The organism is Microcoleus sp. AT8-A3 (assembly GCF_036705675.1).
Taxonomy (GTDB): Bacteria; Cyanobacteriota; Cyanobacteriia; order Cyanobacteriales; family Microcoleaceae; genus Microcoleus.
In genome coordinates this window covers 1-19,459 of sequence record NZ_JAUBVD010000085.1, presented here as the reverse complement: position 1 = coordinate 19,459, position 19,459 = coordinate 1, and the positions used below count along the sequence as shown (strand labels likewise).

Annotated in this window: 14 protein-coding genes and 2 pseudogenes; 6 read left to right on the top strand and 10 right to left on the bottom strand. The window is 45.8% G+C overall.

Going from position 1 to position 19,459, the window contains the following annotated elements:
• Positions 1–269: 269 nt before the first annotated feature.
• From QUB51_RS28195 to btpA, 3 genes are all read right to left on the bottom strand, one after another.
• A complete protein-coding gene (locus QUB51_RS28195; protein WP_333234156.1) occupies positions 270–2,405 on the bottom strand; it encodes a CHASE2 domain-containing protein in 2,136 nt (711 codons plus the stop codon).
• A 653-nt stretch (positions 2,406–3,058) separates the two neighbouring features.
• Entirely contained in the window at positions 3,059–3,982 is a 924-nt protein-coding gene (locus QUB51_RS28190; protein ID WP_333057495.1) for a vitamin K epoxide reductase family protein, read from the bottom strand.
• A gap of 93 nt (positions 3,983–4,075) precedes the next feature.
• Positions 4,076–4,963 carry a photosystem I biogenesis protein BtpA gene (gene btpA, locus QUB51_RS28185; RefSeq protein ID WP_333057464.1) on the bottom strand — a complete coding sequence of 296 codons (888 nt, stop codon included), beginning with the start codon at positions 4,961–4,963 and terminating at the stop codon, positions 4,076–4,078.
• Positions 4,964–5,484: 521 nt separating this feature from the next.
• On the opposite strand from btpA, the gene QUB51_RS28180 reads away from it, so the two are divergent.
• Positions 5,485–6,480, top strand: a complete 996-nt coding sequence (locus QUB51_RS28180; RefSeq protein ID WP_333057463.1) for a GDSL-type esterase/lipase family protein — start codon at positions 5,485–5,487, stop codon at positions 6,478–6,480.
• 575 nt (positions 6,481–7,055) lie between these two features.
• Here the strand turns inward: QUB51_RS28180 and QUB51_RS28175 are convergent.
• A complete protein-coding gene (locus QUB51_RS28175; protein ID WP_333057462.1) occupies positions 7,056–8,108 on the bottom strand; it encodes a Gfo/Idh/MocA family oxidoreductase in 1,053 nt (350 codons plus the stop codon).
• A 511-nt stretch (positions 8,109–8,619) separates the two neighbouring features.
• On the opposite strand from QUB51_RS28175, the gene QUB51_RS28170 reads away from it, so the two are divergent.
• Positions 8,620–9,303, top strand: a complete 684-nt coding sequence (locus QUB51_RS28170; RefSeq protein WP_333264200.1) for a PEP-CTERM sorting domain-containing protein — start codon at positions 8,620–8,622, stop codon at positions 9,301–9,303.
• 36 nt (positions 9,304–9,339) lie between these two features.
• Here the strand turns inward: QUB51_RS28170 and QUB51_RS28165 are convergent, their stop codons facing one another.
• The 3 genes from QUB51_RS28165 to def form a co-directional block, all read right to left on the bottom strand.
• Positions 9,340–10,677, bottom strand: coding sequence for a PrsW family glutamic-type intramembrane protease (locus QUB51_RS28165; protein WP_333264197.1), 1,338 nt, complete (start codon positions 10,675–10,677; stop codon positions 9,340–9,342).
• A gap of 288 nt (positions 10,678–10,965) precedes the next feature.
• On the bottom strand, positions 10,966–11,166 hold the full coding sequence (locus QUB51_RS28160; RefSeq protein ID WP_199292547.1) for a hypothetical protein: 201 nt from the start codon (positions 11,164–11,166) through the stop codon (positions 10,966–10,968).
• The gene (gene def, locus QUB51_RS28155) at positions 11,166–11,726 is read right to left on the bottom strand and encodes a peptide deformylase (RefSeq protein WP_333264194.1); all 561 of its coding nucleotides are present in this window, start codon (positions 11,724–11,726) and stop codon (positions 11,166–11,168) included. The genes QUB51_RS28160 and def overlap by 1 nt, the downstream gene beginning before the upstream one ends.
• 242 nt (positions 11,727–11,968) lie before the next feature.
• On the opposite strand from def, the gene QUB51_RS28150 reads away from it, so the two are divergent.
• Both QUB51_RS28150 and QUB51_RS28145 read left to right on the top strand, forming a co-directional pair.
• Entirely contained in the window at positions 11,969–13,192 is a 1,224-nt protein-coding gene (locus QUB51_RS28150; RefSeq protein WP_333057457.1) for an RNA-guided endonuclease TnpB family protein, read from the top strand.
• Positions 13,193–13,212: 20 nt separating this feature from the next.
• Positions 13,213–13,725 (top strand): DUF1648 domain-containing protein, encoded by a 513-nt coding sequence (locus QUB51_RS28145; RefSeq protein ID WP_333057456.1) that lies wholly within the window; start codon positions 13,213–13,215, stop codon positions 13,723–13,725.
• A gap of 469 nt (positions 13,726–14,194) precedes the next feature.
• Here the strand turns inward: QUB51_RS28145 and QUB51_RS28140 are convergent.
• A pseudogene (locus tag QUB51_RS28140) lies at positions 14,195–14,650 on the bottom strand (aspartyl protease).
• 119 nt (positions 14,651–14,769) lie between these two features.
• Here QUB51_RS28140 and QUB51_RS28135 point away from each other — a divergent pair.
• Positions 14,770–16,062, top strand: coding sequence for a pentapeptide repeat-containing protein (locus tag QUB51_RS28135; protein ID WP_333057454.1), 1,293 nt, complete (start codon positions 14,770–14,772; stop codon positions 16,060–16,062).
• Positions 16,063–16,771: 709 nt separating this feature from the next.
• Here QUB51_RS28135 and QUB51_RS28130 read toward each other — a convergent pair.
• A complete protein-coding gene (locus QUB51_RS28130; RefSeq protein ID WP_333058642.1) occupies positions 16,772–17,395 on the bottom strand; it encodes a TenA family protein in 624 nt (207 codons plus the stop codon).
• A 285-nt stretch (positions 17,396–17,680) separates the two neighbouring features.
• Here QUB51_RS28130 and QUB51_RS28125 point away from each other — a divergent pair, with 285 nt between their 5' ends.
• Positions 17,681–18,643: a glycosyltransferase family 2 protein gene (locus QUB51_RS28125; RefSeq protein ID WP_333058643.1), complete on the top strand. Its 963-nt coding sequence runs from the start codon at positions 17,681–17,683 to the stop codon at positions 18,641–18,643.
• An 80-nt stretch (positions 18,644–18,723) separates the two neighbouring features.
• Here QUB51_RS28125 and QUB51_RS28120 read toward each other — a convergent pair.
• Positions 18,724–19,387: pseudogene (locus QUB51_RS28120) on the bottom strand (ISAs1 family transposase); the annotation flags it as partial.
• Positions 19,388–19,459 lie beyond the last annotated feature (72 nt).

Here is a 19,459-nt window from a genome sequence, read left to right as displayed (position 1 = left end):
TAAGTTAAGAGTTGGGATTCAATCAACTTTCAGCAAAACTTTTCATTATATCATAAAATTATTTTGCAAGAGGTCTAGTGTACTTCACGAACCACCGAATATGCTGTATCTCCCTCACTGCCCAATTAAGGTTTGAGACCTAAAATTGCTCAAATTTTGTCTGAAGTAATTGAGATTTTAGATAAAAAAATTGAATAATTATAAATGACTTATCAATATCGGGGTGGGGACTTTACCTACAGTTGTATTATGTTTTTAACTGGTCTTAATTAATAAAAGTGATATTGATTTTTCCCGCGTTCCTTAGCACGATACATCGCAACATCGGCATTCTTAACTAAAATCTCTGGCTCTTGACCGTCAATGGGATATAAACTAATGCCAATACTTGTAGTTACAGAAACTGTATGTTCTTCTAACATAAAAGGCTGCATAATGGCGTCGCAAATTTTTTCAGCTACTTTCGCAGCTTCCTCACGGCCGGGAATTACGGGCAAAATGACTGTGAACTCGTCGCCGCCCAACCGCGAGATTGTATCGCTGCCGCGCAAGCATTTTTTGAGCCGACTGGCAACTTTTTTTAAGAGTAAATCGCCCACATTGTGTCCGAGAGTGTCGTTGATTGACTTAAATCCATCTAAATCTAAAAACAGTAAAGCTACCAATTCCTGATTGCTGGAGGCTATTTCTAGAGACTGATGCAAGCATTCGTAGAACATTTGGCGGTTGGGCAAACCGGTAAGAGCATCGTGATAAGCTTGGTGGCTGAGCTCAGCATTTTTTTGTTCTAGGGCATTTTGCCGAAGTTGGCGCTCGGTAATATCTCTGATTGCTCCGACTAAAAATAGGTTGCCTGCAGCATCTTTATGCAGGGATCTTTTAGTCGCAATTAGATGCGTAATTCCGTGAGCGTCAGTAAAATATTCTTCATTTTCTCGCGGCTGGTGAGTTTGAAATACTAATTCGTTTTCCTGCCAAAATATCTCGGCTTCGGCTTGGGGAAATAAATCGTAATCGGTTCGGCAAGTTAAAATTTCTAAAGGATAGCCAATAAACCGACAATATGCCTGATTCAAAACTACGCAGCGGTGATTTCTATCTTTGACAAAAATTGGGTCGGGAATTGTATCGATTAGCGATTGTAAAAATTCTTTAGACCGTTTTAATTCTTCTTGCAAGTGAGCCAGATAACCCACAACAGCAGCACCAGAACCCACAAGACTGACGATTGGAGGAATTAACGGTAGCCACCAACCGGCTAAAAATACCAAGTATAAACTGGCACTCAGACCTAGACAGATACTTAATAAACAGTAAGCCGATCGACCAAGCGATCGCAAATTCCAACTCACATTTGCTCCCGCCCAAGACCACAGCAAAATCCACAGCAACTCCGCAGCCTCTGGCCAGACATTGATACCCCCGCGCCCGTCGATGGCTGCACTCAAAATTTGGCTCAAGAAATGAGCCTGAAGCTCGACTCCCGGTATTTGTTGGGGAGGACTAAACCAACCGGAACTGTAAGAATTTTGGTAAAAGTCTTTGAGGCTGGGGGCATTTGAGCCGATCAAGACAATGCGCGATCGTACAAAATCAGCAGGTACGGTGCCAGATAACACATCGCTCATCGATGCAGTGCGAAAACTGCCTCGTGGGCCGCGCAGGTTGGTCAAAATTTGATAGCCACGGCTGTCCGATCGAACGTAAGCACCGTCATTCGGTTGAAAAGGCCGAAAAACCCCCTTGCCTAACTGCAAGTATGTAGGATTGACTCTTGCTGGTTGAGGCGAAATCCCTTCGCTTTTGAGGTAAAGCAAAGCCAGTCTGAGTGCGAAACTTTGATGAGTTTTGCCGTCTCCGGGCCAAGCGTAGAGCAAAGTTCGCCGCACTTTTGAGTCAGCGTCGATGACAACGTTGTTGAAACCAATTCGATCTAGCGCCTCAAGTACCGGAGGTGGGCGAACTCCCAACCTGGTTTCGTCTGGCATCAATTCAATGCCGATTAAGTTGGGAATAGTTTTAAAAGTTTTGAGCAATTCGGCGTTACCCGGTTGAGTTGGCAAATCTCGGTAAATGTCGAGGCCGATCGCCCGCGGCTTGCCAGCGTGCAATTTTTGCAGCAATTGGGCCAAGACAGCATCCGAAATTGGGTAGCCGTATTTTTGCAAGTCAGCTTCCTTAATTTCTACAATGACGATGCGCGAGTCAATGGGTTCGGCCGGCCGCCAGCGCACAAATTGGTCGAAAGCAGCCCATTCCCACACCTGAAAACATCCGAACCAGCGCATTAAAATGACCGTACTAGCAACGGCACTCGCAGTAATCAATACTCGGCGTTCTCGATCGACCCATTTTTTGATAGTTTCTAGCATATTTTGGGGATTTGGGCTTCGCCCTGTGAGCATCTAAACTACTACTACGTATAGGTTTTACATCTCCGGGGCGAGTCGATTTTAGATTTTAGATTTTAGATTATCCAATTTTTTGGTTTTTCGGTGCGAGCGAGTCGATTTTAGATTTTAGATTTTAAATTTTAGATTATCCAATTTTTTGGTTTTTCGGTGCGAGCGAGTCGATTTTAGATTTTAGATTATCCAATTTTTTAGTTTTTCGGTGCGATCGGGCTGCAACAGCAGAAACCGGGTTTCGCCACCAAAATATGTCATTTCAACAATCATTCTGGAAGCAGAAACCCGGTTTCTGGCGTTTTTGTGTAAAAGTTCTAGTATTTATTCGCTGCTCTAAATACTAAGCTGTGGAGCATTTAAACCAGTAACGAGGCTAGTAGGGTGCGTCAGCTATAACCCTTACGCTGAAACCGAAAACCTTAGATGCTGACGCACCTTACGCAAGCCCTTTAAATGCCGAACAGCTTAGAGAGCCACAAATTGTTTTAAAGTTTTTCGTTGTAACTAATTTTTACTATTTTTTTATTGATTATAGATGCGAGATTTTAGATTAATTTCGCCGCAGGAGCCAACGATAAACTAAGTTAAAAACCAGGATATTTCCTGCCAATCAATCTAAAATCTGTCATCTATAATCTCCAACTTTCCTGTTAGTTTTGAAAGGTGCGGGGGCCGGTGTAACCCGATAAATCAGCGAGTTTATCCAAAGATTGTGTCCCTGCATAAAACTGACCATTAATCTCCCAAGTCGGGAAACCTTTAACATTCGCAGCCGCCGCTTGGCAAATTTGGGCGCGGGAATTTTGCCCCCTGGGATCGCATTCAAAATAATCAATTATTTTGGCTGCTTCTTTGCCGAACAGCATTTTTTGGTCGTGGCAGTGGGGACACCAGTAAGCGCCGTACTCTTTAGCGCCGATTTGTCGGAGGTGGCGGGCCAAAGCCATTTCGGCCGGGCCGGAGGTGGTAGTGACGGCAGGGGGTGCAAGTCCGGGGGTAGAGACAATAGGAGGAGGTGATTTGACGCTGTTATAAAGTCCCAAGGCGCCGATCGAACTCACCATTGCCACCAAAATGCCTGTAAACACCAACTGCCCGATATCTTCCCACTCGCGCCCGACTAGCACCAGTACAAACAGCGACAGCGCAAATAAGGCAGAAGTGACGCAGTAAATGCACAGTTCCTGAATTTCAAAAGCCATCAAATACATCAAATAGCTGCTGAAAATTACCATCGCAGCGGTGATGATAAATAGCGCTTGCCAAGTTTTGTTTTCTAGTTGAGAGTGCAGTCCTTTCTTGGTGGCGGGATTTACAGCTTTGGGAGCCAATGCCAGGATTGCTATGCTCAGGTAAGCCAGACAGCCTAACAAACTTAAAGGCACTGTACCAAAGACTGTGGCGTAGGGACTGTTAAGAACTTTGTCGCAGCCGCTGGTGGGACAAATGACCGAGCCATTGGTGAATTTAGCGATCGTGAGATAGGCCGTTTCTACGACGCCTATGGCTGCGATCGCTGCCATCACAGTCCGAGACCAGCGATGAATCCAAGGGGTTGAACGTCGGCGAATCATTTTTTGATTTGGTAATTTGGGAATTGGGAATTGTTGACTGATGACTGATGACTGATGACTGATGACTACTGCCAACAGTCAACAATTCCTATTTTACGTTTTACTTGTGACTTTGCCCGGTTCCGGTGTGGGCCCTCTTGAGCCATTAGCATCTCTATTTTCCTGTTCGGGCTCTTTCTGTGACAAGCTGCGACGGGCAGCTTCTACAAACTGACTGACGCGGATCGGATCGATGGGCTGCTCGATGCGGCCGTTTCGTTTCAGGGAACTCGATACGATTACGCCGTCAGCGGCCTGCATGAGGGTGGAAATGTTTTCCCACGAGGCGCCGCTGCCGATGAAAACTGGAATTCCAGCAGCAGCAGCACTCGCGAGTTCTAAGTCTTCGAGATTGGGAGGGCTACCAGTTGTCCAGCCGGAAAGGATTACGGCGTCGGCTAAAGCGCGCCCGATCGTCTCTTGGACGGCTGTGGTCAAGTTGGGGCTGCCTAGGGGTCGCCCGTGCTTGACTAACACGTCTGCTAATATTTTGACATCGCTGCCCAATTCCCGGCGGTAGCGCAGTAGCTGGTGAGCTTGGCCTTCAATTAAGCCTTGGTCTGTAGCCATGATGCCGTTGAGGACGTTGACGCGGATGAATTGAGCTCCTGTGCAGGAGGCGATGGCGATCGCGCTGTGGGCGTCGTTTCGCAGCACGTTAACGCCGATCGGCAGCGTCACGAGATTTGTTAGCCTCTCAACTACCAGAGTCATGGCACTTACCACAGCCGGATCTACGCTGTCTTTGGCAAAAGGAGCGTCGAAAAAGTTCTCGACAATGATACCGTTTGCGCCACCAGAAGCCAGCGCTGTAGCCTCTTGCTCGGCTCTTCCGATAATAGCTTTGAGGTTTCCGCCCCAGCGGGGAGAAGTTGGCAAAGGCTGTAAATGTACGACACCGATTATGGGATTCGGCGTTTTGAATATTTGTTTTAAGTCCACGGATTTTCCTGAAACCACCAAGTTCACTGACGGCTGACGGCGGATTTTGACGGTATATTCTAGAATTCTATATCGACGGGGGCGATTCGGTTGACTTAATCGGGTCGCCAAGTTGCTCAAAGCCCGCAGCCATAACAGTTTAGATTTTAGATTTTAGATTTTAGATTTTACAAAGGCGACCTCACCTCACTCAAAGACGGATACTTGCTTGTAGACAGGAGTCAATCGATTTTAGATTTTAGATTTTAGATTTTAGATTAAAGAATTGAAGCATTGACTTGCGCGAGATAAATTCGGGCCCTTGTTTATCGGATACAGGTTTTTTATTTCTGGGTCCTGAGTCTGCTTTCGGAATGAATCCGGGGGCTTGTATCCTGGATGCTTTCGGTCAATGCTTTAATCTTTAATCTTTAATCTAAAATCTGCTGACTACAATCGGGGTTGAAAGCTTGACTGCAGTTGCATTCTTTTTTATACCTTGGTGTCGGCAGGGGTTTTTCCTTCTCTATCGAGGTTAAGTGGTGAAAGTTGTTCTCATAATTTTGGCTGTCACCTCCGGATTGGGGGCGGCAATCGAAGTGCTGCTGCGGGTGCTGCTGGGTTTTGGTAATCCCTTGATTTATATTGCCGATGCCGAGTGCGGCTATTTGTTGGCGCCCAACCAGAAGGTGCGTCGCTTGGGCAACCGGATTGAGATTAACGAGTATTCGATGCGTACTGGAGCGATCGCCCCGATCGCCCCTCCAGAAACTCTGCGCGTCTTGCTGTTGGGAGATTCTGTCGCCAACGGCGGTTGGTGGACACATCAGACAGATACGATCTCGGAAATTATGGCTCGGAATTTGAGACTGCAAGTACAGCATCTGGCGAGCGATGCACAATTAGGTTCACAAGTCAACTATTTAAATTTTGAAGTTCTCAACGCCTCAGCCAATTCTTGGGGGCCGAGGAATCAACTTGCTTACGCCAAGCGGTTCGGTGTTTTTGGGGCAAAGGCTTTGGTTTTGCTGCTCAATACGGACGATTTGTTTGCATCGGCTCCTTGCGATCTGGTTGTGGGGCGCGATCGCTCTTACCCGGATCGCAAACCCCGATCGGCTACCCTAGAGTTATTGAGCCGCTATCTGCTACCTGCTGTGCCGACTCCCCAATTGGCAGCACCAGGAGCCACAAGCGGCGATGTAGTAGGCTGCAACTTAGAGGCTATTCGCCAAATCCAGAAAATAGCTGTATCCGCCAACATTGAGTTTTTGCTAGCCGTCACGCCCAAGCGGGGCGAACTCGGCTGCCCGGGCCCTCGCGACTGGGAAGTCAAAGCTAGAGCGCGTCTCGCCGAACTCGTAGAAACAGAGAAAATTACTTACATAGATTTTCTTCCCATTTTCAATTGTGCGGCCGAATTTCCCACTTTGTATCGAGACAGCATTCACCTGAGCCCTCAAGGAAATCAGCTAGTTAGCAAAACCATCAGTCGTCAAATAGCCGCTCTTTTTTGGCTTGACACTCTCCGGCCTTAAGGCACGGGGATTCTTAAGACATTTCAGTCTTAATATCCCTATAGCTAGGGTTCCCAGGCTGACTACTCTGGGCACAAAAGAGTGCGTAGTCATATCTCCTCAAAAATGTTTTGGGCGTAGACTTTCCCCCAGTCCGGGGGTAGGTTTTTACATCTTGTCTGATTTGGTTATTCTACCATCTTCATTTGTTAAGATGGATTTGTTATTTTACTTAACAATGGAAAAAAGCCGTCCTACAAGGACAGGGTTTTCAACCGAATTTTCTGATAAATCCTAACCTCACCTCAAGACGGACAATTGCCCCCGACTCGTGTTGTGGAGAGCAAAAAAATTTAAACCTTAGTTCAAGCCCCCAGATTCATCTGCAGAGTCAATCTAAAGTCTAAAATCCTTCGACGCTCGCGCGAATCGAGTGAGCGCGGCTCGATGCTCGCGCTCGCCGAAATGCTCGCGCCCCCGTCTCAAATGTCAAATCGGCTGACATCGAATCCGGTTGCATGGGAACAGTTATTCTCTTCAACAAACAACAAACCCAAACTGTAAAAGCACCCGGAAACGACAAGATTTGTCTCGATTTAGCTAACTTGCAAAGTAGACTCTAGCTCTTTCGGATACCAAGCTTGACCGTCGAGAGCCATTTGCTCGATCGAACTGGCAAGCCGCAGAGCTTTGAGAGCTTGTTCTCCTCCCACAGAAGGCTGATTTCCACCCCGCACGCAATTAATAAAATGCTCCAATTCTGCGTGGAGCGGTTCAATATTGCTGGTGTAAACTTTCTCGATCAACCCATCTTGACGGTAAAGCACCTGACCGTAATCCGTCACATAATTGGCGGTTGTTTGCCGGTGAATCAAGATTTCGTTGTTGAGAAAATCTGCCTCTGTCAGAGAATTTTTGCAGTGAGCCACGATTGAACGGAGTTTGCGGTGCGTCACCTTACTGGCAGTCAGGGTGGCGACAATGCCGTTAGCAAAGTTCAACGTCGCTGTCACGTAGTCTAAATAACCTGAATCTGATGCCCTGCTGCCGCTGGCCGTCAGCTTCACTACTTGGGAATCTGCCAATTCCAGGAGCAAGTCGATGTCGTGGATCATTAAATCCAAAACTACCGATACGTCGTTAGCCCGCTGGGAATAGGGACTCATCCGGTGAGCTTCCAATGCCAGTAACTCTTCAGTTTTCAGCACTTTGCCGAGTTCCTGAAAAGCTGGATTGAAGCGCTCGATGTGACCCACTTGTAAAATCCGGTGGGCCTCAGCAGCCGCGTTGACCAAAGATTCGGCTTCGGCAATGCTAGCCGCGATCGGCTTTTCAATTAAAACGTGAACACCCGCTTGGAGACAAGACATCCCCACAGGGTGATGCAGGCGAGTTGGAACGGCGACGCAAACTGCATCTACGTGGGCGAGCAAATCTCGGTAGTCTTCAAAGAAGCGAACCCGGTATTTGCTTGCTACATCTATTCCCCGCTCTACATTTATGTCGGCAACACCGACGAGTTCGATATCTTTTAGCAAGCTCAGAACTCGCGTGTGATGCTGGCCCATATTGCCAACCCCAATCACCCCAATGCGGAGGGGTTCAGGTTGACTTCGCTGGCCGAAAACGTTTGCGTATCCCAATGACATCCTATCTAGCACTCCTGGATTCTCCTCCACCACCACAGGAATCAAGCCCCTTGGCTTCCCTCAGCTACTCACAGCCATCCAGATAGTACCACAGTCAAACTATTTGTGAAGAATTTCTAAGTTCAGTTGCGATTATCGCATCGGGCAATTAAGCAGAAGCGAATCATACACAAGGAGAGAATACTGGGGTAAAATATCTGGAAATTGCGTATTGACAAATTTTATTAAGTGTGTATATGTATCGGGACGATCGTCGGCAGCATAGCAACAACAACACAAACCCGTCGGAATATTTGGCGATTACGATCAAACATTTTTCTGGTTTGTGTTCAAAAGTAATAGTGAAAGTCAGAAATTATACAAATACAACAGATGACGCATCCGTATTAGTTCGGTTATTTACATTCCGCAATCTTTGAATTCAAAAAAATTTACTTTAAGAATGGGGATAATTACGGGCGATCGCTCACTACCATAAATTACACTTACGTAAAGCTTAATATAAAAAACAATGAGTCAAAAACTAAGGCCCAGATTAGGAAGTGCGATCGCTAGCACAATTTTAAGTTTGTTTTCAGCGGTGTCATTAGCAGGAGTAGACAAAGCACAAGCCGCCGTACTCACCTACAATATCAATTTTGACGGTCAAGGTAGCGGTTTTTTAAAGGTGGATAACTCCTTGCTTACAGGAATAGACATTGAAGGAATTTCCGAGGGGACAGTTTCCGAGGGAAGAATGTACGGTTTTACTTTTCCCGAGTTGGGAAGCACAAAAGAATATGATAATTTGGCAGGGGTTCGAGCTGTATTTCGTGAAGGGCAGTTTCTCGGAGTGCAAGCCAGCGGCGGCGACGGTGCGATAAGAGACTATATCAGTCCTCCAGACGAACCAGGAGGGCCTTTTTTCTTGAGGGTTGAGGGCAGGGCATATTGGTCTATCGGAGTTACCTCTGGCTCGTGGAGTAGGGAGGTAGTACACAGACAGGTGAACTATCAATCATATATAGACGATGGATCGATCGTCACCGACAGCTATGTTATATACTCTAGATATATCTCCCCCAATGCCGAGGTTTCTTACACTTTAGTGAATACCGAACCCGAACCTGTTCCCGAACCTCTCACTGCTGGGGGGACAGCTTTAGCATTGGCAGGTTTAAGCTGGTTAAAACACAAGAAAAAAATGGCAGTTTGAAGTGCGATCGCACCTCAACAATTAACCAGTCAGCAGTCACTTTTCAGAAAATATTCTCGTGGCAAAATTTTGCTCTCGATTCGGAGACAGAGCTCTGGCTTTCAAAATCGCAGCTACCAAAAACGCATAGGACAAAACTCCCACCAACGCCAGCAAAAGTACGCTGGCTGCTCCCGACGCATTCCACAAAGCGTGAAGTGCCGAAGCACTGAAATAACCTACGCCCAAAATTTGCCAGCGCTTCCTGGGTTTGAGGGCGCTCAAACCGATAAAATATCCCAAATAGCCGCTGTAAGCCATGTGTCCGGCGGCGGAACCCAAAATGCGGGGAATTAGCAACTGCAATCCTACTAATTGTCCGGCGTCGGGCCCTGCTTGCAGAGTGACATTTTGGATGACATTGGGAACGTACTGTCCCAGAGTTTCTAACAGTGTAAAGCCGACTGCCGAAGCACTTCCTAACAGAATTCCGTCTAAAGGTTCCCAAACACCGATGCGATCGCGCCACGGATTTTTCAGCCAATTTCCCAGCAACATTGCTCCCAAAACGGGCAGGGCTTTCAGCAATTCTTCCATTAGACCCGCCCCGAAAAACATTCTGGTCAAAAAAGGCAAAAAACTGATTGTTTCGCCTTCGATTGGCAGACGGCCGGGCAAAATTTCTCTAAATACTAATATAAATCCAATTAATAAGGGGCTGATCACAATCAGGACTGTAGCTAAAGCCGAACCAAGCAATACCCACCAAGGCTTGTGTTTGCCACACAGTTGATAGATAAAGTAGTAAGCCGCACCGGCGAGGTAAGCTGACAGCAGCAAGTTGAATGCTGCGGAATTGCCAACGGCGACAAACATCGAAACGACAACAATAACTGTGGCGATACCTGGATATAAGTAAGCTTTTTGGCTTAATTGTTTGCCCGTGGAGGCGATCGGGAATAATTGAGTTAAAGTGAGAGCATCTTTTTCGCTACCAGCAAAATTGCCCGTTTGTGGTGCTCTTAATCCGGGTTGATTTTGGTAAGGGGTGACGGGAGATTCAAATATAAATTCAGGGCCGTCAAGACCGAGACTGATGCGATCGCCTGTTTCTAAAGTTTGGCAGCCAGAGAGCTTTTTTCCGTTGATATAAGTTCCGTTAGCGCTGTTGAGGTCGCAAATTTCCCATCTCGTCAAAGTACCCTGGGTTAGGGGACGGATCATGGCGTGGCGACGGGAAACCATGCCGTGGGCGATCGACTCTAAAGTTATTTGACAATTGCGATCGCGTCCGATAACCAATTCCCCTTCTTCAGAAAGTTGGTAATTGGATACTGGGGTTCCCACAGCGTCTTTTGCTGGCACTTGTCGCAGAAATCCGATTTCATTAGTCATGAGTTATGAGTCATTAGTCATTAAGCCCAAGTGCATTTAAATTGTATAGTCAAATTTAATAAAAGTCTTGTGGGGAGTAGGGGTTGGGCCAGAAAGCCCGCCCAAAAAATACAATTTAGATGCCCAACAGCTTAGTCATTAGTCATTGGTCATGAGTTCGCGAGCTGTTAGCTGATGTTATTTTTGAGCAGTCTTTATTCCACAGTTATTGGTTGTTAGCTGCTGACTAATGACTAATAACTAATTACTAATAACTGCTGACTAATGACTAATGACTAATAACTCTGCTTATAGATTTGCCCTGGCATCCTGAACGGCTGCATAGAAAAATATGCCAGTTAGCGGTACGCTCAGGGCGAGGATGATGCCCGTGACTAAATTGCCAAGTTGAGCTTCTCCCGATGACAGCTCAAAAATGGAGCCGACTGCCGCGATCGCAGTGATGCACGAAAGAGCTAATAGTAAACCACTTTTCGGAGTTCCTGCCATCATACTGATTTTACTGCCTTTGGCGAAAATTTCTGCTTGACTAATGCTTCATTCAGTGCGAGCTTGTTTTCAACTCTGTCTACAAACAGCACTCCGTTGAGGTGATCCATTTCGTGCTGAATTGCTCTCGACAGTAAGTCTGTTGCTATCAGGGTTTGTGGGCGGCCGTATTCGTCGCGGTAGGAGACTTCAATGACTTCTGGGCGTTTGACTTCTAAATAAACTCCCGGAATGCTCAAACACCCTTCTTGCAAGATGCAGATATCGCTGCTGCTACTTTTGATGGTGGGATTGATCAAAACCATTGGGGGTGTGGCAGGGTTTTCCGGGTCGCAGTCGAGGACGATTACTTGTTTGTGGACTCCGACTTGGGGGGCGGCCAAACCGATACCATCCGCACTGTACATGGTTTGCAGCATTTCTCGCACTAGCTGCCGAATTTCTGCATCGACGCTTTTGACGCGCTTGGCTGGCTGCCGCAGGACGCGATCGCCTAATGTGTGTATTGTTAGGGGCGGTTTTTCTAACTTTTTCTTTTCAATCAAGACCTGAACCGTCATAGAACCTCGCGGGATGTTTGGAAACCCCCAACGAAAGCTGTTGGGGAATGAAATTGGAACCAATACTATTATTTTCAATATTAATCTAATTTTAACTCCTTGCTGGGAAGTCCCCCGCTATAACTGTACCCAGTTTAGGGGCGGGATGAAAGGCAGGGAGATTGTAGGTACGGAAATCTCCAAATCTTTATTTTTGTAGATATTTTACTGGAATGTGTATAATACAGTAAGGAGGTAATGAGATGCTGCATACTGCCATCAAGGTTCGACTTTATCCAACATTAGAGCAACAAGCTCTACTGTCTCAGCACTTTGGCTGTGCCAGATGGTGGTGGAACTATGGTCTAAATAAGTCAATTGAGACTTATAAAGAAACGGGTAAAAGCCTTGGTCAGTCAGCACTCAATGCCTTTTTACCAAAACTCAAGAAAGCCGAAGAAACACTTTGGTTGTCTGAATGTTACAGCCAAGTTTTGCAAGCAACAACGCTCCACCTCACAACCGCCTATAAAAACTTTTTTGCAGGTCGTGCTAGGTTCCCGCGCTACAAGTCAAAGCATGATAAGCAATCGATTCAGTATCCTCAAAATGTCAAGGTACTTGATGGGTTTGTTCAGTTTCCTGGCAAGGTCGGCAAAGTTAAAGCCAAGTTGCACAGGAACATAGAAGGAAAAATCAAAACCGTTACGGTTAGTTTAAATCCTTCTGGGAAATACTTTGCCTCAATATTGACGGAGAGTGAAGGCGACAATCCGACTGTTTCAACGGTCGGCAAAGTAATTGGAATTGACTTGGGATTGACTCATTTTGCTATTACGAGCAATGGCTGCAAAGTCTCTAAGTATGATCGCCCTAAGCATCTAGCCAAACACGAGAAAAACCTCAAACGCAAGCAACAAAAGCTAGCTAAAAAACAGAAAGGAAGTAATTCAAGGAACCAAGCTAAAAAGACGGTAGCTAAAGTGTACGAACGGGTAACTAAATCCCGTCAGGATTTTCTACATAAGCTTTCGCGAAAGCTCGTCAATGAAAACCAAGTTGTCGTAGTAGAGAATCTTAATGTCAAAGGCATGGTACGCAATCACAATTTAGCTAAAGCCATATCTGATGTGGGATGGGGAATCTTTATCAATTTCCTAGCTTACAAGCTAGAGAAAAAAGGTGGCAAGTTGGTTGAGACTGACCGCTGGTTCCCCAGCTCCAAGCTCTGCTCTAATTGCTATTACCAGATTGATAAGTTACCGCTTGATGTTAGGGAGTGGACTTGTCCTAATTGCGGTACTCGTCATGACCGTGATGGTAACGCCGCAACAAACATTAGAGCGGAAGGCATCAGGATATTACAGACGGATGGAGCAGCCGTTTTTGCTAACGGAGGGGAAGTAAGACCAAAGATGGGACGCAAGTCTGTTCTGAGGCATTCCTCTGTGATGTTAGAAGCCCACACTATAATCGTTTCGATTTAGTGTGGGTAGTTCACGTAGCCATGACTGGAAACGCACCAAACCAACGGCCGATTATTTCTCTGGGACTTTCGCCCGTTTTAGTGGCGGTAGAGCTTTTAGGTGCGATCGCGCTTTTGCTGGCTGTTTTGCTCATCGTCAAGTTTTGGGCGGTTTTGCCCGATCGAATTCCGATTCATTTCGGCTTGGGGGGGCTGGCTGATGCTTGGGGCGACAAGGTAACGATTTGGATCGTGCCGGCTGTGGCTGCCATTATTTTTGCGGTTTTAACTGCAATATCGCGCTATCCGCATACTTTTAATTATCCGGTACGGATTACTTCTGAGAACGCTCACCGCCAATATCTGTTGGCGCGAGGCCTTTTGGTTTGGCTGAAGGCGGAGATTTGCTGGCTGTTGGCGTTTGTGGTGCGGCAGCAAATTCTTGTCGCTTTGGGCAATGCTCAAAGGTTTAGTATCGAGTTACTTTTAGGGTTAGTTGTTTTGATTTTTTCGACGGTAGGCGTGTATTTGCTCAAGGCTTATTCTGCTCGCTAGATGTAGGGCAAAACACTTGTATTTACCCAAAAACCATGTTGTTTTGTCATTTTTTTACCGATATTAATAATATCTCTTATATCAAAAACAAAGAAAATTACTTGGTAATGAGGAATTTATTACTCAATTTTTTATCAAAATTTTAGTCCTAAATACAAACATTTTTGATTGTGGCTAATTGACCGAAAGCATCCAGGATACAAGCCCCCGGATTCATCCGTGGAGAAATAAAAAACCTGTAGCCGATAAACTTCCCTCCCCGAATTTATCCGTAGGTAAATACTTCAATTCTAAAATTTAAAATTTAAAATTTAAAATCTAAAATCGATACTTCAATACTTCAATACTTCAATACTTCAATACTTCAATCCTTCAATTCTAAAATCTAAAATCTAAAATCTAAAATCGATTGACTGGACATGATAGGAATCACAGGTGAGAGGTTTGTGCTACGGTAAACGCATCTCAACTAACCCATCAGATATGTTTGCTGATTGTTCATCGGCAATACTCGCAACTGTCGATTTTTAAAATCTGGTTCTAACCCTAGTTCTTCCATTGGAATCACGCCCAACAAAACAGCAGAAACGCCTTCGGGCAATTCTCAACAATCAAATCTGCCTTCTCTCCCCTCTACAATAATTTGAGCTCCTGCAAAAATTCGACTTTTTGTGATGCCAGCCGATGTTTCTACATCTCTTTCTCCTACGAGTCTTAAACCTAGTTGGCTAATAATGGGAGCGGGCAAGGAAAGCAGAGTTGCTCCAGTATCGACAACAACGTTATCGAGGGTAACAGAGCGAACTTCCTCAGCAAAAATAAATCCCCGTTCAGCCATAACTAGATCGATGCGATTCGTGACGGCGATTGTTGTAACAACTTGACCCCTTTGTTTTTCTTGCAGATTAGGCAGCACCAGTGTCATATTATGTTACCTGTTTGAGCGTAATTAGTGGAGATTTATATTGTAATATTATCTAGAATCCTGCTTGGTTAGTTAAAATCGTTTTAGTGACCGGCTAAAATTAGAATTTGCCTCAACGCATGACACCAGAAAACAACTCTTCTCAACCCAATCGCCCTGAGTCTAACGTGACTGTAGAAAGTCAGAACGGTGCGAGCCCTACTGTGCCACCAGAATCAGGGACAATCGTCGTTACTGCTGAACCGGAAAAACCGGTGCCGCCGCCTCCTACTCGCAAGGTTTTTTTGTCGCAGCAGCCGGAACAAACGACTACTGAGAAGTCGGGGTCAGTGCTGACGCTGGGGTTGATCGCAGCGATGATTTTTGGGCTGGCCAATGACAACATTTGGCTGGGCTTAATTGGCGCCGTCGGTGCGATCGGCATATCGCTGCGGCTAATGTGGCCGAGTTGGGGCAAAATCTGGGTACAGGTAATTCCGCCAACTTGGCGCACGCTGATCGTCGCTTGCTTTGGTCTTTTAGCTGGGATTGTTGGCTTGCTGATGCTCAGCGGTAGTAATACTGAACCGGGAAGCCGCAACATCCAAATCAACTGGGACGCCATCGGCGCTCTCGGCGAGTTGATCGGCGCTTTGGGCCAAATTTTGATCGCAATTTTGGGCGTTTATGTGGCTTGGCGGCAGTACGTGATCTCGAAAGATTTGACTATTCAGCAAAATCGAATTACGCAGCAGCAAACGATCGATGCTTATTTTCAAGGGGTTTCCGACTTAGCCCTTGACGAACAAGGGTTTTTGGAAGACTGGCCGCAGGAAAGGGCGATCGCAGAAGGCCGCACCGCTGCGATTATGAGCAGTGTAGATGCTGAAGGTAAAGCTAAAATTCTGCGGTTTTTGTCGCAGTCGAGATTGGTTACTCCGCTGAAGCGCGATCGGCTTTTAGGCCGCCCCATCCTTGACGGCGACGGCGGCTACGCTGAAGATAGAGATCACGGTATCCGCGTTATCGATCTCAATGTCATGTTAGCGGGTGCTGACCTGGCTGGCACCGATTTGCGGTGGACGGATTTGAGCGAAGCCAACCTCGTCCGCGCCAATCTCAGCAAGTGCGATTTAGTGAAAGCCAACCTCTCGCGCGCTGTCTTGTACGACGCCAATCTCGCTCGCGCTGACATGAGAGCCGCCGCATTATTCTACGGCTCGGCACAAACTGCATCCCCCCGCAGCCGTACCGAATTTCCCAACTATCAAACAGGCGAACATACTGGCGCTGTAGTGGAACGTGTTGATTTCACCGGTGTCAAGCGGCTGTCGGAGGATCAGCGCTATTACTGCTGCGCTTGGTGCGGCTCGAAGTCGAGAGAGACTATTCCCGGCGGCTGCGAAGGGATTCCCAATAAACTCGGACGTTAAAATTAGCAGTACGGCTGTACTTACGTATATATTTGGCGAGCGATCGGCAGCGGACTATACTTTAATTTTAAATCTACAGTCTTTCGCTGTTTTAGCAATGACAAATACTGATTTAGGGTTAGAAGTAATTCCGCGCCTGGAGCGCTCCAAAAGCGGGTAATGGTTAATTTTTGTCGCTGCTATATGCTTCCTGATGGGACGGTAAATGGCACATATAAATCGCTAATTTAGGCTACAGCTATGCAGATGATGGGCATCAGCATTCTGGGGCTTTTTATCCGCTGTTTCCTTTGCTTATGCGCGGCTTCACGACTTTTGGAATGCAAGTAAAATTAGCAGGGATACTCATTAATAGTTGGGCATTTTTGCTTGCATTATTGGTGGTTGCAAGCTGTTAGTAAAGTTGCTCTGATTTGGGCGGTAGCTATTTGTTGTGGTATGGGCGAAAAAGGCTGAGCATTACAGTCGTCTATTTCGGCTTTTGCTCTTTAGCGCTACTGCTCAACTCCAGTGTTATGCAATCGCTTCATCGCTACGCTTACGGCATTGTATCGCTCTCCATCGGACTCGGTTTAGTGTTGAGTAGTCACCCTCGTTGGGGATATGCTGTTATGACAGTATTGGCTACATTCCTGCTGTACATGGCTGTTAAATTTACTGCGTGTAGGTAGCTTAAGATAGTTTTCCATATTTTTTGCACAAACTTAATTTACTCTATTTCCCAAGCTGCCTGAAAAAAGTCTCTTTCGCATAGCATAGCGTAGCGATAGGTTGCTTCTACTTCCGGCGTAGCTTCGGCGTAGCGATCGACCAAACTTTCCAGCCGTTTTGCTAAAATCTCAAAATCCGAGCTGCTATAGGTCGAAATCCAGTCGCTAAAGGCGTGTTCCGGTATATTAGGTTTAGCTAGCTGCTGTCCCAAAAAAGCATACAACCGCAAGCAAGGAGTCATGGCGGCTACTGTCAAACCTACACCACTCCCCCAGGCTGTCGCTAATAAAAAATCTGTGTAGCGGCGGGTAGCGATTCCCGGTTTTGCCTCTTGCAAGTTTACACCCCATTTGGCTGCATATCCTTGATGCAAACGAAGTTCTTCTAAAACGCCACTACCGAGATTGTGGAGAATTTCAAACCCCTCCCAGTCGGGTGCTTTTGCCGCAGCGATACTATAAGCGCGAGCGAAGGCTCCCAGAAAAAATGCGTCTTGTGCAACGTAATATGCAAAACTATTTTGGGGGAGGCTGCCGTCAGCAATGCCTCTGACAAAGGGATGTTGCAGACAAGCTTCGCTTAAGTCTTGATTTGCTTGCCAAAGATAATTGGAATTTGTCATGCAATTTTGAATCGATGGGTTATGATTGTAATTTTTATAGTCTGACTAAACATCTATGATAACAGATGTTTGAGCTGGGCGTGTGTCATTCTTATGGTATCTTTTATTTTTCGTATTTAAGAAAATAGATAAGTTTTGGTATGCGGCTATTTTGGGGGCTGCTGTTGTCTGGCTCAAAGAGCGAAATTACGTGCCGAACCTCTCTTGTGAAGCAGCCCGCGTGTTTGGGTAAAAAGAAACTTTTGATTTAACGGTTGAAAAGCCGATTTTTAAACAGAAACTGCAATGAACGATACACCTAAGTATTCCTTGGTAATTCCTATCTATAACGAAGAAGAAAATCTCGCGGAATTGTATCGGCGAATTAGTGCCGTGATGGATCGAATGGACGGCCCAGTAGAATTAATTTTAATCAATGATGGCAGTCGCGATCGCTCTCTCGAACTTTTGCGAGAATTGCACGAAAAAGACGCGCGAATTTGTTACCTCAGTTTGGCCCGCAATTTCGGTCATCAAATAGCTGTAACTGCTGGTTTAAACTTTTCTAGCGGTCAAGTCGTAGTCATCATGGACGGCGATTTACAAGACCCGCCAGAGCTAATTATAGATATGGTAGAACGGTGGCAGCAGGGCTATCAAGTTGTTTACGCTCAACGCACTCAACGCCGTCAAGAAGGTTGGTTTAAGCGGTTGCCGGCTTATATGTATTATCGCATTTTGCGCCATCTTGCTGATGTTGATATTCCGATAGATACCGGAGATTTTTGTTTGATGGATAGGTGCGTGGTGGATGTACTCAACGCCATGCCAGAACGCAATCGTTACATTCGGGGACTGCGGGCTTGGATTGGTTTTAAACAAACGGCGGTTAAGTTTGAACGCGATCCGCGTTTTGCTGGCGAGGTTAAGTATACCTTCAGAAAATCTTTAAGTTTGGCGATGAATGGTTTAGTATCTTTTTCAAAAGTTCCCCTCAGACTTTCGATTTATATGGGGTTATTTGCTGCATTTATATCTGTGTTAATGGCTTTTTTAATTTTGTATTGGCGGCTTTTTTATCCAAGTTCTGCCTTAACGGGTTTGACAATTGTGATGATGGCTGTTTTCTTTTTGGGTGCGGTGCAGTTGGTGAGTATTGGGATTTTGGGTCAGTATATAGGGCGTATTTATGAGGAGGTGAAGGGCCGCCCGCTTTATACGCTGGCAGAAGTTGCTGGTTTTGGCGATCGACACCGATCGCCAAAATAATTTTAGCAAACATCGGTTAACTCATCGTGCCTAAATTATCTAATTTATGAGATAATTTAAGCAGGGTAAGAGCATCTCAATCAAGCTTGACAAAAGGAGTTGAGAACAGTCATCATATAATCATTATTCATAGCAGCCTGTTTGATTTTTTGACGAAGACTACGCTGCAATGTTTTCTCCTGATTAAGAGCGTTAAGTGCCATCCGTCTCAAGATGGTCAAATTACTCTTGACTATAACCTTAACGAATCCGACATTGATCCTCATGGAACGTGACATCTAAAGTGCAATGAACTTGGTTTTCAATAGTCCAATGTTGACGAATGGCACGACCAAGAAGTTGAGCATCCGCAGGCAGAGAAGTTAGATAAAATTGGACTTCATGAGTCGTTTTGTTCCAAAGATGGCGGATTCTTTCAATAATGACGATGGTTTGCAGTCCCGACCACTGGTCTTGTTGATAAAGACCACCGAAAGCCTCTAAAGGAACAGCCAAAACATAACGTTTTTCAGTGCTATTTTGTCCCTTTTCAATCTGTTGGTTATAACTAACTTTAATGCCTTCAAAGTTATTAGCTCTTCTGGTATCAAACCCTTCTTTAACCTGAGAATGTAAAGTGGGGTGATTAGCTTTAAGAGATACAATATAATCAGCTTTTTTGTGGCGAATTTGTTTCACAATCTCGGTTTGAGTTCCCATCGCATCAATGTTAACGTCAGCCCCGGTCAGGTCTAATAACTCTAAGGATCGCGAATTAAATAACTTACAATTTTAATTGTTATTGTGGGATGGGCGTCCCGCCCGTCATGAGTGGAC